This window comes from Tateyamaria rhodophyticola, assembly GCF_047777875.1.
Classification (GTDB): Bacteria; Pseudomonadota; Alphaproteobacteria; order Rhodobacterales; family Rhodobacteraceae; genus Tateyamaria.
On sequence record NZ_CP180519.1, the window covers coordinates 692,898 to 706,677 of the forward strand.

A 13,780-nucleotide genomic window follows, 5' to 3' on the forward strand; every position below is an offset into this window, starting at 1 on the left:
CATGGCTCTCCAGATTGCGACCATCCCCTGTCTTGCCGACAATTACGCCTTTCTGGCCCATGACACCGCCACCGGTGCGACCGGCCTGATCGACGTACCCGAAGCGGGGCCGATCATGGATTTTCTGGATGAAACGGGATGGATCCTGTCGGACATCTTTTTGACCCATCATCACGATGATCACGTGCAGGGGCTGGCGCAGATCCTGTCACGCTTTCCGGCGCGGGTGATCGGGGCGGCAGCGGATGTTGCACGCCTGCCCCCGCTCGACTTGACGGTGCAGGAAGGCGACCGGGTCGAGATCGGGTCCGTCGACGGCCGCGTGATTGACGTGTCGGGCCACACCAACGGGCACATTGCCCTGCATTTCCCCGAGGCACAGGCCGCCTTTACCGCCGACAGCCTGATGGCGCTTGGCTGTGGTCGCGTGTTCGAAGGGACCAAGCCGCAAATGTATGCCAGCCTGCAAAAGCTGGCCGCCCTGCCCCCGGATACCGTGATCTTTTCGGGCCACGAATACACCGCCGCCAACGGGAAATTCGCCCTGACCATTGATCCTGAAAATCCCGACCTTATATCGCGGGTCCAACTGGTCGATGCCGCCACCGCTGTGGGCGAGCCGACCGTTCCCTCCACGCTGGCTGTTGAATTGGCCACCAACCCGTTCCTGCGCGCCGATGATCCCGCCATTCAGGCCCATTTGGGCATGGAAGGGGCCGATCCGGTCGATGTGTTCACCGAAATTCGGACGCGCAAGGACAATTTTTGAGGGTGTGACGGGCCTTTGCGTGCCCGAAATCACCGCAATGCACAGTTCTGTGCGCATCTTTGTGAGTGTCAAGATCAAGAAAATCCTTGAAGCTTGGCAATCTTCAACCAAACTTAAAGCTATGAGGCCATGGTTGGTTCGGGGCCTCGATATACCTCGTTGCCCCCCCGACCCCGAGCGATAAGGAGCACGCCTGTGCCTTCATTCTCGACGACCCTGGAAAAAGCGATCCATCAGGCGCTTGCGCTGGCCAACGAACGCCGGCACGAATTTGCAACGCTCGAGCATCTGTTGCTCGCTCTTCTGGATGAACCCGACGCCCGCCGCGTGATGCAGGCGTGTTCGGTGGATATGGACGAACTCCGCGGCACTCTGGAAGAGTTCGTGGATGACGACTTGTCTAACTTGGTAACAGATATCGACGGCTCCGAAGCGGTGCCCACGGCTGCGTTCCAACGCGTGATCCAGCGCGCCGCCATTCATGTGCAGTCTTCGGGCCGCACGGAAGTGACTGGTGCGAATGTATTGGTCGCGATCTTTGCCGAGCGCGAGTCTAATGCCGCCTACTTCCTGCAGGAGCAGGACATGACGCGGTACGATGCCGTGAACTTCATCGCCCATGGCGTGGCCAAGGATCCCGCCTTTGGCGAGGCGCGCCCCGTCTCCGGCGCGCCCGAGGCCGAGGAAGAGGCCCAAGGCGTCACCGATGGCGAGAAGAAGGAAAGCGCGCTGGCCAAGTACTGCGTGGACCTCAACGAAAAATCCCGCGAGGGCGATATTGATCCGTTGATCGGGCGCGACTCCGAGGTGGAGCGCTGCATTCAGGTGCTGTGCCGCCGTCGCAAGAACAACCCGCTGCTGGTGGGTGACCCCGGCGTCGGTAAAACAGCGATTGCCGAAGGGCTCGCGCGCAAGATCGTGGCGGGCGAAACGCCCGAGGTGCTCTCCGGCACCACCATCTATTCGCTCGACATGGGTGCGTTGTTGGCCGGGACCCGTTACCGCGGCGATTTTGAAGAACGGCTGAAGGCCGTCGTGACCGAGCTTGAGGATCACGATGACGCGGTGCTGTTCATCGATGAAATCCACACGGTCATCGGTGCCGGTGCGACCTCAGGCGGGGCGATGGATGCCTCCAACCTGCTGAAACCTGCCTTGCAGGGCGGCAAGCTGCGGACCATGGGCTCCACCACCTACAAAGAGTTCCGCCAGCACTTCGAAAAGGACCGCGCGCTCAGCCGTCGGTTCCAGAAGATCGACGTGAACGAGCCGTCGGTAGAGGACGCGACAAAGATCCTGCGCGGGCTAAAACCGTATTTCGAGGATCACCACGGGGTGAAATACACCTCTGACGCGATCAAGACCTCTGTCGAACTGGCCAGCCGGTATATCAACGACCGCAAGCTGCCTGACTCAGCTATCGACGTCATTGATGAGGCGGGCGCGGCGCAGCACCTTGTGGCGGCAGCCAAACGGCGCAAGACCATCGGCACCAAGGAGATCGAGAATGTCGTGGCCAAGATCGCCCGCATTCCTCCGAAGAACGTCAGCAAGGACGACGCCGAGACGCTCAAGGACCTCGAAGTGTCCCTCAAGCGCGTGGTGTTCGGTCAGGACCCAGCAATCGAGGCGCTTGCCTCGGCGATCAAACTGGCCCGCGCCGGTCTGCGCGAACCCGAAAAGCCCATCGGCAACTATCTGTTTGCCGGGCCCACGGGTGTCGGCAAGACCGAAGTGGCCAAGCAACTGGCAGATACGCTGGGTGTGGAGATGCTGCGTTTCGACATGTCGGAGTACATGGAGAAACACGCAGTGTCGCGCCTGATCGGCGCGCCTCCCGGCTATGTTGGGTTTGATCAGGGTGGCATGCTCACCGATGGCGTGGACCAGCATCCGCACTGCGTGCTCCTGCTCGACGAGATCGAAAAGGCGCACCCGGATGTGTTCAACATCCTGTTGCAGGTGATGGACCACGGCAAACTGACCGATCACAACGGACGTTCGGTGGACTTCCGCAATGTGATCCTGATCATGACGTCGAACGCGGGTGCTGCCGATATGGCCAAGGCCGCCATCGGCTTTGGTCGCGATCGGCGCGAGGGCGAGGATACGGCTGCCATCGAACGCACGTTCACGCCGGAATTCCGCAACCGTTTGGATGCGGTGATCTCCTTTGGTCCGCTGGGCAAGGATACAATCCTGTCCGTGGTCGAGAAGTTCGTGCTGCAACTTGAGGCGCAGCTCATGGATCGGAACGTGACGATCGAGTTGACCAAACCCGCCGCTGAATGGCTCGCTGACAAGGGCTATGACGACAAGATGGGCGCACGCCCCCTCGGTCGCGTGATACAGGAGCACATCAAGAAACCGCTCGCCGAAGAACTGCTCTTTGGCAAGTTGATGAAAGGTGGCGTGGTCAAGGTTGGCGTGAAGAACGGCAAGCTGGACCTGAAACTCGAAGGGCCGGACAAACCGCGCATTTCGGGCGACAAGCCGCCGCTTCTGACCGCGGAATAATGCGGGCGGCACATGTCGCAGCATTGATGTTTTCCGCCGCCGCAGGATCCCTTGCGGCGGCGGAAATCGTTTTGCAGACACCCGTGGACTGCACATTGGGCGACGACTGTTTCATTCAGCACTACGTCGACCATGACCCCGGCCCGGACGGGTCCGATTTTCAATGCGGACCGCTCGCCAATGACGGGCACAGCGGCACGGATTTCCGGGTCGCAACCTTGCAGGATATGCTGGACGGCGTGGATGTCGTGGCCGCGGCCGCCGGTGTGGTCACCGGCACGCGCGACGGAATGGCCGACAAGGTTTACACGTCCGCAGATGCCGCCGCATTGAATGGCAGGTCCTGTGGCAATGGCGTTTCTGTGGATCATGGCGACGGATGGACGACGCAATACTGCCACCTCAAGCGTGGCTCGATCACGCGGAGGACAGGGGCCGAGGTGCGGCCAGGTGATGTGCTTGGACAGATCGGATTGTCTGGCCAAACCGCCTTTCCGCATGTCCATGTCACAGTGCGCAAGGATGGCGCGGTGGTCGATCCATTTGACCCCGACGGTCAGATCACCTGCGGCGCGCCGTCTGCCCATACGCTTTGGGATGCGCCGCTGGCCTATGTGCCGGGCGCAGTGATGGAGGTGGGTTTTGCCGACAGCGTCCCATCATTCGACGCCATTCAGTCGGGCGATGCCGCACGCGGCACACTGCCCCCCGATGCGCCGGCGCTCGTGGTGTTCGGCTATGTGCTGGGGGGGCAACCCGCCGACAGGATGCGGCTCACCATCGAAGGACCGTCGGGTACGATCATCGACAACGCTGTCAGCCTGGACCGCACGCAGGCCGAGCTGTTTCGTGCCGTGGGCAAGCGCCTGACCACCGACGGATGGCCTGAAGGCACCTATGAAGGCACGGTAAAGCTGGTGCGCAAAGGTCAGGTGATCAGCACAAGAACGGGCAGCGTGATCATCCGCTGATCCCCTTACTTTTCGGTAAACTTCAACTCGATCCGCCGGTTTTGCGCGCGCGCCGCCGCGGTGTCCGCCGTGTCGATCGGTTGATACTGGCCAAAGCCGTTGGCGGACAAACGATTGGGCGGCAGACCGAGGAAGTTGATCATGTAAAGCACCACGGACAAAGCCCGCGCCTGGCTCAGCTCCCAGTTGTCGGCAAATTCGCCGAGGCCCGACAGCGGGATGTTGTCCGTGTGACCGTCCACTTGCAGAACCCAGTCGATGTCTTCGGGAATATCGCCGGCAATCTCACGCAGGATACCTGCGATCTTGGCGATCTCAGCCCGCCCCGCGTCAGACAATTCGGCCTGACCCGGCGGGAACAGCACTTCGGAGGAAAAGACAAAGCGGTCGCCGACGATCCGCACGCCCTCCTGCGCGCCCAGGACATCCCGCAATTGTCCAAAGAATTCCGAACGATACCGTTCGAGATCCTGCGCCTGCGCCTCGAGCCGCTTGCGTTCGGCCTCTTCCAATGCGCGACGGCGCCGTTCTTCGAGTGCGGCGCGCGCCAGTGCCGTGTTCAGGTCTTGCCCCAAGGTGGCGAGCTGCACATCCTGCGCAGCGTCTCGCGCCACCGCATCATCCAGCAGTGATTGCAACTGCCCCAACTGTTCGCGCAGTGCTGCGACCTGCTGGTTCAACAGCTCCGTCTGGCGCTGTGCTTCAAGCGTTGCCGCCTCCTCGGCGCTGAGCGCATCACGCGCCGCCGCCAGCAGCGCGGCGCGCTCTTCCGCAGCGGAACGGGCCGCATCAAGGTCCGCGTCGCTCTGCGCACGTGCAGCCAACGCTGCGGTGAGCTGTGCGCGCACCTCTGCCGTATCTGTCGACAGCGTGGCCAGCTCCGTCTCCGCCGCAAGTTTGGCCGCAAGCGCTGCGGCCAACTGCTCCCGAACACCGGCATTTGAATTGCCCGCCGCATCTGCATCCGCAAGGGCGGCGTCGCGGGCGGCAATCGCTGTCGCCAGCTCAATCCGCAGCGTTTCCAGATCTGCGGCCTGCGCGGTGACGCGTGCATCCGCAGTTGTGCGCGCGGCCACAGCCGCGGCCAACCGGTCGCGCACATCCGTCAACTCCAGTTCGGAGGCGGCCAATTGCGCCTCTATCGCGGTCAGACGGGCCGAGACCGCTGCGACCTCTTCCGCGGATGCCGCACGCGCGGCCTCGGCGCTGTCCCGCTGCGCTTCGAGGCCCGTGATCCGGTCCCGCTGTGCCGCCAGATCAGCCTCAGCGGCATTGAGCGCGGTTTGCAATTCAGCCGTGGTCGCAGTGCGACCGTCGAGCGTTTCCTCAACCGCGGCCAGCCGTGCGGTAAGCGTTGCCGCCTCGGCCGTGCGATCGTCCAGAGCCGAGAGCGCGCGCGCCAGTTGATCCTGCAGGTCAAAGGCCGCTGCAGCCCCCTCCTCCGACGACAAGAGCGCTGCGGCCAATTGCGTCTCGAGAGTGGCACGGGTGGTCTCAAGCTGCGCGTTGTCCGATTGCGCGGCCTCCAATGCGGCCAGCGCTGTGCGCACATCCGCCTCAAGCGCTGTGATCCGCGCCGCCGCTTCGGTGGCAGAGCCCTGCGCCGTGTCTGTCGCGAGCAACGCCGCGGCCAATTGCGCATCCAGATCTTCGTTCGCGGCGCGCGCTGCGGCCAACAGGGTCAGCGTGTCCTCCGCCTCCTGCCGCTGCGCTTCGAGCGCGAGGGTCATCGCGGTCAACTCAGCGTCTGCGTTTTCCAGCCGGGCGCGCAGCGCCTCCGCCGCAGCCGCTTCGGCCAGGCGCGCCGCTTCCTCTGCGCTCAGAGCCTCCTGCGCCGCAGTCAGATCCGCCTGCAACGCTGTCGCTTCGGCTGCGCTGTCTGCATTTCGTGTGCGCAGGTCCGCGATCAGCGCCTGCAACGCCTCCGTGCGTGCAGCGGCCAGTCGGGCCGCTTCAGTGCCGGCGTCGATTTCATCACGGGCCTGCGCAAGGGCAAGGTTCAGCGCCTCCTGTTCGGACAAAAGCCGCGCCTGCTCCCCCTCCAGCCCCGCCACCTGGTCCAGCGCGCCGTCCCGCTCCGCGATCAGCGCCGCAACCTGCGCCTCGAACCGCGTGATCTGCGTACGCGCCGTCTCCAGCGCGGCCACTTGCGCATCGCGGTCCGCGGTGAGCGCCGCGATGGTCTGCGCCTGTTCCGCCACCTGCGACTGGGCATCATTGAGCGAGCTGTTGAGCGCACCCAACCGCGCATCAAGCTGATTGGCCCGCGTTTCCTCAAGGCCAAGCGCCTGCGCCAGGGCAGCCACTTCGCCCGCCAGTTGGTTCAGCTCATCCTCTTGTCCGGAAATCGTTTCGCGCAACACGAATTGCACCACCATGAAGATGGTCAGCACAAACATCAGAACCAGCAGCAGGCCCGTCATCGCATCGACAAAGCCCGGCCAGATCGAATTCTGGAAGCGTTGTCCGGTGCGTCGCGACAGTGCCATGGCCTAGCCGTCCCCGACCGGGCCGCGTGGTTTGCGCCCCTGGCCACGCGGTTGGCTCAACGCCTGCGCCAGTGCCGAAATGTCGGTGCGCAGGGCGGCCATGCTTTCCTGACGCCCGGCGCTGATCTCTTCGAGGATACGCAGCATCTGGACGTCAATCGACCGCAGGCGCATCCGGCTTTCCGGGTCGATCCCGTCGCCTGTGCCCTGCGCTTCCATCAGCGCAATCAACCGTTCCTGTCCTTCGGCCACGCGCAACAGCGCGCTTGCATCCGCACCGGAGCCCTGCATCTGACGCGTCATGCGGTCGATCGCGTCCGCAAGCGTGCCCAGCTTTTCGTCCACGATCGACCGGCTGACGTCCGATTGCGTGAACATGGTTTGCAGGCTTTCCATCTGTTCGGCCAGATGGTCGATGACACCGGCCATCGCGTTGCTGTCATTGCTGCCTTCGCCCTCTGCGCTGAGACCCACGCGCGTGATCGAACTCAGCCATTCCTCAAGCTCGCGGTAGAACCGGTTTTGCCCGTGCCCTGCAAAAAGCTCCAGCAACCCGACAATCAACGACCCCGCCAACCCCAGAAGGGACGAGGCAAATGCCACGCCCATGCCGCCCAGCTGCGCTTCAAGCCCGGTCATCAGGCGATTGAACACCTCGACCCCGCCCTCACCATCCTGCGGCGCAAGGCTGCGGATCGTGTCGACCACCGCCGGAACAGTGGTCGCAAGGCCGTAAAATGTACCTAAAAGACCCAAGAAAATCAGCATGTTGACGATGTAACGCGTGATCTCTCGGACCTCGTCGATCCGCGTGGCAACAGAATCCAGAATGGACCGTGTGGAGGACGCCGAAAGCTGCATGCGTGCACCGCGTGAGCGCAGCAACGACGCAAGCGACGCCAGCAATTGCGGCGCCTTGGCCTGCGCGCCCGGCCCGCCAGAGGCGAACTGTTCGATCCAGCGCACCGAAATCACAAGCTGGTACACCATGAAGAAACAGGCCAGCACGCCGATCACAAACACGAACATGATGAACCCGTTCAGATACGGGTTCGCCTGAAACACCGGCAGAACACGCGGCAATGCAACCACCGCGCCAAACCCCGACAGGCCAAGCACGATCAGCATCAGAGCGATCTGATTGAACGGCTGCGAAAAATGCGGTTGTGCCTCGGGTGTCGTCTGCGCTTCGGCCACGCCCCAAACCTCTGTATGTGTCTGCTCTTGGCCGCAATCTACCGGGTTTTCGGCAGAAGCGCCAAGGATTTATGCCGTCAGCGCTGCAACGCGGCGACACAACCAATCGAGGTCCGCATCGGGGATACCAATGTCGCGCAGATGTTGCGCCGTGTTGTACAGGTATTCGGAGTTGGGCCCCCGACCGCCAACCGCATGGGCAATGATCTGGGCCTGTTCCTCAAGCGGCAGCCCGCCACAATATTGCACGTGCTCGGGGTCGATCACATAGGCCAACGCCTCGACCACCCGCCCGTCCACCAGCGTGACGGGCAATACCCGCTCCAGATAGGCCGATGAAATCAATTCGCGTTCCCGCAGATAGGCAAGCGTAGCCGCCTCCGTCCCCGGTGCTGCGCGCAGCGCCACACCGGTGCATGCCGCGTCTTCCTCAGCATCCAGTGCAAGGACCAGCCCCGGCTCGGCCTCGGACCCACGGTGATGGATTGAGCGCATGCAGAACGACCGGTGATAACCGCCCAGCGTCGCGCCCACCGTTTCGGACACTTCGAACCCTGGGTTCCACAGCAGGCTGCCGTAGCCGAAAACCCACATCTCGCTGCTCTGCACCATTGCCACTGGTCCTTCCTTTGCGCCCTGCGGTAGACCTGAAATCCAGACAAAGGGAAAGGGCCCTCATGCGCAGGCTGATCTGGATTTTTGCACTGCTGGCATTGGCGTGGTGTGGCTGGTGGTGGGCGGCATCTGCGGGTCTGCACCGCGGCATCGCCGCCTGGCTCGACGCGCGCACCGCCGAGGGCTGGCAGGCCGAGGTGACCGATGTGACAGGCGGCGGCTTTCCGGTGGCTCTACAGGCCACGCTCCACGATCTGGCGCTGGCGGATCCGGAGACCGGGCTTGCCGTGCGCACGGATGCGCTGGCCATCTCGGCCCCGGCATGGTGGCCCGGCGATGTCACCGTGACCCTCGACGATGGCCCCATCCTGCTGGCCTCTCCGCTGGGCCGGTCACAGCTGGACATGGAACGCGGCGTGATGGCGATGGAGCTCAAACCCGGCACGGCGTTTGAGCTGGACGCACTCGGCTGGACCGCAGGGCCATGGGAAGTGTCGGATTCCGCAGGCATTCAGGCACAGGCCGACGACCTCACGCTGACGATGACCCGCACAAACGGCCCGACCTATGACTTCAGAGCGCAGGCCAACCGCTTCTCCCCCGGTCCCGCGACCCGGCGTGGCTTGCGGCTGCCCGACGGGGTCCCGACCGCGTTTGACAGTCTCCAGCTGCGGGCCATGGTCACCTTTGACCGCCCCTGGGACCGCCGCGCGCTCAACGACCGCAGGCCCCAACCCCGTGCTATACGCCTAGACCTGGCCGAAGCCCGCTGGGGCACGCTCAGCCTCAACCTCGCAGCAGACCTGACCATTGACGCCGCCGGGGCGGCGACCGGCACCGTCTCGCTGCAGGCTGAAAACTGGCAAACAATGCTCGACATCGCCGAAGCGGCCGGTGCCCTTCCCTCCGGCCTGCGCGGCCAGGCCGAAAGCATCCTCGGCGCTGTGGCACGCGCCTCCGGCAACGCGTCGACCCTCGATGTGGACCTGACCTTGCGCGATGGCACGGTCATGCTGGGGTTCATCCCCATCGCTCCAGCCCCGCGCTTGATCCTGCGCTAGTTTCTTCTGGCCGGAAATACCACGGGGTCTGGGGCAGAGCCCCAGTCCGTCCTCACCGGCAATACGGCCCGCTGCGATACCGTGCCGTGTCAAAATGGAAATGGTCCCGGTGAAACCGATCCGACCCCGGCCCAAGGACCGTGCCAAACGGACCGCATGCCGCCTTGTGCATCGACCGCAGCGCACGGGCGTGACGCGAATTCCAGTCGTTCAGCACCGTAAGCTGCGTCCCGTCCTGCAGGGCAAAGCCGGATATGTCGATGGCCCGCCCCCGCCCATGTTCCGAAATCCGGGCGCCCGGTTGATTGTTGCGGGTGCGGCAGGCGTAATGCGCCGCCACACGGTATCCCGCCAATCCGCCGCCCGTGTTGCGCAACGCGGGCTTGGCCCCCGTCTCGGTCCATTGCTTCAACGCCCGCGCCGTGTTGCAATCCATCAGCGCCGACTGGCTCAGCCTGACGCCGGACACGGATCGCAGCCGCACCGCCTGCTCAATACCGCAGCCACCGATGCGACCGGGGACATAGCCCACCTCATCACCCTGAAGGTCGGGATCACCACAGACCTGTCCCTTGCGCCGCGCCTCGCGACGGGCCAATGCCTTTTGCACGATGGATCCGGGCCGCAGGGCCGGGCGCAGCGACCGGCTGCGCGGCAGGACGGATGCCGCAACAACCTGCTCCAGCGCGGGCACCGGCGTGCCCACCACGTTTCGCGCATTGGTTCCGGGGCGCGACACCGGACGCTGCACCGCGCCCAACACCCGCGCGCGGGATCTGTTGTCCACGATATCAACGGACAGGGGCGCATCCGTGCCGGCGCGTGCCACGGGGCGGATGGAACTCTCCGGCCCGGCAAAGGCCGCGCCCGCATAGACAGCCAGTCCCAGCAGAACCGCTTTCACGTCCCGCTCCCGCGGCCAAAATTCGGCGCGTCCGTGTCCTGCCCCGCCTCGATAATGCCCCGCCGGATTGCGCGCGTCCGGGTAAAATAGTCGTGCAGGTGGTCGCCATCGCCCGTCCGGATCGCGCGCTGCAACGCAAACAGCTCTTCGGTGAACCGCCCGAGGATTTCCAGCGTCGCTTCCTTGTTGTTCAGAAACACGTCACGCCACATAGTCGGATCGCTGGCCGCAATCCGGGTGAAATCCCGAAATCCTGCCGCTGAATACTTGATGACTTCGCTGTCCGTGACGCGCCGCAGGTCATCGGCGACCCCCACCATCGTATACGCAATCAGGTGCGGCGCATGGCTTGTCACGGCCAGCACGAGGTCATGGTGATCGGGGTCCATCTCTTCGACATTGGACCCGATGCGTTCCCAGACCGCGCGCAGCCGCGCCACGGCGTCCGCGTCGCTGCCCGGTACGGGCGTCAACAGGCACCACCGGTTGTCAAAAAGCGTCGCAAACCCGCTTTCGGGTCCCGAATGTTCGGTTCCGGCGACCGGGTGGCCCGGCACAAAATGCACGCCTTCGGGCAAATGCGGACCGACCGCGTCGATCACCTCTCGCTTGACAGACCCCACATCCGTGACCGTCGCACCGGGGGCCAGATGCTGCGCGACCTCCGCAGCGACGGCCCCCATGACACCCACAGGCACCGCCAGCACCACAAGGTCCGCCCCGTCGACCGCTTCGGCGATGCTGTCGCACACCCGGTCGCACAGACCGATCCGGCGCGCGGTGTCGCGCGTCTCGGCACTGCGGGCATAGCCGGTCACCTCACCGGCGAGATTCCCCCGCCGCATCGCCCAGAACATCGACGACGCAATCAGGCCCAGCCCGATCAGGGCAACGCGCTTGTAGATCATGCCACGGCCTCCTCGCGCCAGCGCGTCAAGGCGGCGATCACACGGCCGGTCTGCGCGGCATCGCCAACGGTGATGCGGATGCCTGTCGGAAACCCGTATCCGACAACACGGCGCACGATGATGCCGTCGGCATTGAGCGCCGCCTCGGCCGCATCCGCCTCGTCCACGGATGCCGCGCGGGCCAGTACGAAATTGGCATGGCTTTCGTCGCAGGCCAGCCCCAATTGCCGCAGCGCGCCGGTCAGGCGCGCGCGTTGTTCCGCGTTCACGGTCGCGCAACGGTCCCGCCACGCCACGTCGCGCACCGCCGCTTCGGCGGCGGCAAGCGCAGGCAGGGACAGGTTGAACGGTTGTCGGATGCGCGTCATCACATCGATCATCGCCCGCGCCCCGTATCCCCAGCCAACGCGCAACCCGCCCAGACCGTAGATCTTGGAAAAAGTGCGCGTCATCAGAACGTTGTCCCGCGTCTCCGCAAGGGAAAGCCCACCATCCGAGCCGTCAGAATATTCGGTATAAGCCCCGTCAATCACGAGGATCACCGATGTCGGCAGGCCGTCAGCGAGCCGCACGATATCTGCATCGGGAATGCGGGTGCCCGTCGGATTGCCCGGGTTCGTCAGGAACACGACCCGCGTCCGTTCGGTCACCGCATCAAGGATTGCATCCACATCCACCATCCGCTCCCGTTCGGGCACACGCACCGGCGTTGCACCACACATATGGGTCAGGATCGGATACATCGAAAACCCATGCTCGGTATGGATGATCTCATCCCCCGGTCCCGCAAAGGCTTGTGTGACAAACTGCAAGACCTCATCCGACCCCACGCCACAGATCACGCGATCCGGGTCCACGCCCCAGACCTCGCCGATTGCGGCGCGCAAGGGCGCATGATCTGTCGACGGATAGAGATGCATCCGGGTTGCAGCGTCCTGCAAGGCCGCAATCGCGGCGGGCGGCGGCCCGGCGGGGTTCTCATTCGAGCTGAGTTTCAGCACGTCGCGCACGCCTGCCAGATGGGATTGCCCGCCTTGGTAAAGCGCAATCTCCATAATCCCGGGCTGTGGTGTCGGCGTTGTCATCGTAACCTCGTGCATTGCCCCGCGGTTTTAGGCCCCGTCGCCCGCAGGCGCCAGTGACAAAACGCGCGGCATCCGTGCTAGGCTGATGCAATCCATCAGGGGGGTGTGCCATGCAAGACGACGGACAACCGCAACCAGGGTCGGTTTGGCCCATGCCGCAATTCCACTTTGTGCTGACAGTCGAGGACACGTCGATGGTGTTTCAGGAAGCCAGCGGCCTCGATATTGAGACCGAGGTCCTGGAGTATCGCGCGGGGAACAGTCCCGTATTTTCGAAAATCAAGATGCCGGGCTTGCAAAAAACCGCCAATGTCACGTTGAAAAAGGGCCTTGTCGCGCAACACAGCGCGCTGTTCGACTGGTTCAATGAGATCAAGCTGAACACCATCACCCGCAAATCGGTCACCATCACCTTACGGGACGGAAACGATGCCATCACGATGGCGTGGACCCTTCATAATGCGTTTCCGGTCAAAGTGACCGCCGCCGATTTCGACGCCATGCGCAATGAATTTGCCGTAGAAAACGTCGAGATCGCGCATGAAGGGCTGACGATTACCAACACATAGCAAAAAGGCCGCCCCGATAAGAGCGGCCTTTCCAGATTGTCGGGGCAAATGCCCTTAGTTTTTGGCGTAGAATTCGACGACCAGGTTCGGTTCCATCATCACCGGGTAAGGCACATCGCCCAGACCGGGTGTGCGCACGAACGTGGCGGTCATTTTCGAGTGATCCGCTTCGATGTAATCCGGCACATCGCGCTCGGGCAGCTGAGTTGCTTCGAGCAGAACGGCCAGTTGCTTGGACCGGTCGCGGACCTCGATCACGTCGCCTTCCTTCACACGGTAGGAGGGGATGTTGACCTTGCGACCGTTCACCTTGACGTGGCCGTGGTTCACGAACTGACGTGCGGCAAACACGGTCGCCACGAACTTGGCACGGTAGACGACGGCGTCCAGGCGCCGCTCCAGCAGGCCGATCAGGTTTTCACCGGTGTCACCCTTCACACGCTCCGCTTCGGCATAGATGCGGCGAAACTGCTTTTCGGTCAGGTCGCCATAATAGCCTTTCAGCTTTTGCTTGGCGCGCAGCTGGATACCGAAGTCGGACAGCTTGCCCTTGCGGCGCTGACCGTGCTGGCCGGGGCCGTATTCACGACGGTTGACGGGGGATTTGGGGCGACCCCAGATGTTTTCGCCCATGCGGCGATCGATTTTGTACTTGGCAGACGTGCGTTTTGTCACGGCTGATCTCCTTCGGTTCG

Annotated in this window: 12 protein-coding genes; 5 read left to right on the forward strand and 7 right to left on the reverse strand. The window is 63.7% G+C overall.

Annotated elements, in window-relative coordinates:
• Window position 1 precedes the first annotated feature (1 nt).
• The 3 genes from gloB to ACERHN_RS04905 all read left to right on the forward strand — a co-directional run bounded on the left by gloB (window position 2) and on the right by ACERHN_RS04905 (window position 4,257).
• On the forward strand, window positions 2-769 hold the full coding sequence (gene gloB, locus ACERHN_RS04895) for a hydroxyacylglutathione hydrolase (RefSeq protein WP_415921530.1): 768 nt from the start codon (window positions 2-4) through the stop codon (window positions 767-769).
• 195 nt (window positions 770-964) lie between these two features.
• Window positions 965-3,286, forward strand: coding sequence for an ATP-dependent Clp protease ATP-binding subunit ClpA (clpA, locus tag ACERHN_RS04900; protein WP_415921531.1), 2,322 nt, complete (start codon window positions 965-967; stop codon window positions 3,284-3,286).
• A complete protein-coding gene (locus ACERHN_RS04905; protein ID WP_415921532.1) occupies window positions 3,286-4,257 on the forward strand; it encodes a M23 family metallopeptidase in 972 nt (323 codons plus the stop codon). The genes clpA and ACERHN_RS04905 overlap by 1 nt, the downstream gene beginning before the upstream one ends.
• 5 nt (window positions 4,258-4,262) lie before the next feature.
• On the opposite strand, the gene ACERHN_RS04910 is transcribed toward ACERHN_RS04905, so the two are convergent.
• From ACERHN_RS04910 to ACERHN_RS04920, 3 genes are all read right to left on the reverse strand, one after another.
• Window positions 4,263-6,746, reverse strand: coding sequence for a peptidoglycan -binding protein (locus tag ACERHN_RS04910; RefSeq protein WP_415921533.1), 2,484 nt, complete (start codon window positions 6,744-6,746; stop codon window positions 4,263-4,265).
• 3 nt (window positions 6,747-6,749) lie between these two features.
• The gene (locus ACERHN_RS04915; protein ID WP_415921534.1) at window positions 6,750-7,943 is read right to left on the reverse strand and encodes a biopolymer transporter ExbB; all 1,194 of its coding nucleotides are present in this window, start codon (window positions 7,941-7,943) and stop codon (window positions 6,750-6,752) included.
• 69 nt (window positions 7,944-8,012) lie between these two features.
• A complete protein-coding gene (locus tag ACERHN_RS04920; RefSeq protein WP_415921535.1) occupies window positions 8,013-8,555 on the reverse strand; it encodes a gamma-glutamylcyclotransferase in 543 nt (180 codons plus the stop codon).
• A 65-nt stretch (window positions 8,556-8,620) separates the two neighbouring features.
• Here ACERHN_RS04920 and ACERHN_RS04925 point away from each other — a divergent pair, with 65 nt between their 5' ends.
• Window positions 8,621-9,619, forward strand: a complete 999-nt coding sequence (locus tag ACERHN_RS04925; RefSeq protein WP_415921536.1) for a DUF2125 domain-containing protein — start codon at window positions 8,621-8,623, stop codon at window positions 9,617-9,619.
• 52 nt (window positions 9,620-9,671) lie between these two features.
• Here ACERHN_RS04925 and ACERHN_RS04930 read toward each other — a convergent pair whose 3' ends face one another.
• The 3 genes from ACERHN_RS04930 to hisC are packed head-to-tail and all read right to left on the reverse strand — an operon-like array spanning window position 9,672 to window position 12,516.
• Window positions 9,672-10,523, reverse strand: coding sequence for an extensin family protein (locus tag ACERHN_RS04930; protein WP_415921537.1), 852 nt, complete (start codon window positions 10,521-10,523; stop codon window positions 9,672-9,674).
• Window positions 10,520-11,431 carry a prephenate/arogenate dehydrogenase family protein gene (locus tag ACERHN_RS04935; RefSeq protein ID WP_415921538.1) on the reverse strand — a complete coding sequence of 304 codons (912 nt, stop codon included), beginning with the start codon at window positions 11,429-11,431 and terminating at the stop codon, window positions 10,520-10,522. Before ACERHN_RS04935 ends, ACERHN_RS04930 begins: the two co-directional genes overlap by 4 nt.
• Complete coding sequence (hisC, locus tag ACERHN_RS04940; protein WP_415921539.1) at window positions 11,428-12,516, reverse strand: histidinol-phosphate transaminase; 1,089 nt, start codon at window positions 12,514-12,516, stop codon at window positions 11,428-11,430. The genes ACERHN_RS04935 and hisC overlap by 4 nt, the downstream gene beginning before the upstream one ends.
• Before the next feature lie 110 nt (window positions 12,517-12,626).
• Here hisC and ACERHN_RS04945 point away from each other — a divergent pair, with 110 nt between their 5' ends.
• Entirely contained in the window at window positions 12,627-13,085 is a 459-nt protein-coding gene (locus ACERHN_RS04945) for a phage tail protein (RefSeq protein WP_415921540.1), read from the forward strand.
• Window positions 13,086-13,139: 54 nt separating this feature from the next.
• On the opposite strand, the gene rpsD is transcribed toward ACERHN_RS04945, so the two are convergent.
• Window positions 13,140-13,760: a 30S ribosomal protein S4 gene (rpsD, locus tag ACERHN_RS04950; RefSeq protein WP_415921541.1), complete on the reverse strand. Its 621-nt coding sequence runs from the start codon at window positions 13,758-13,760 to the stop codon at window positions 13,140-13,142.
• Window positions 13,761-13,780: the final 20 nt, after the last annotated feature.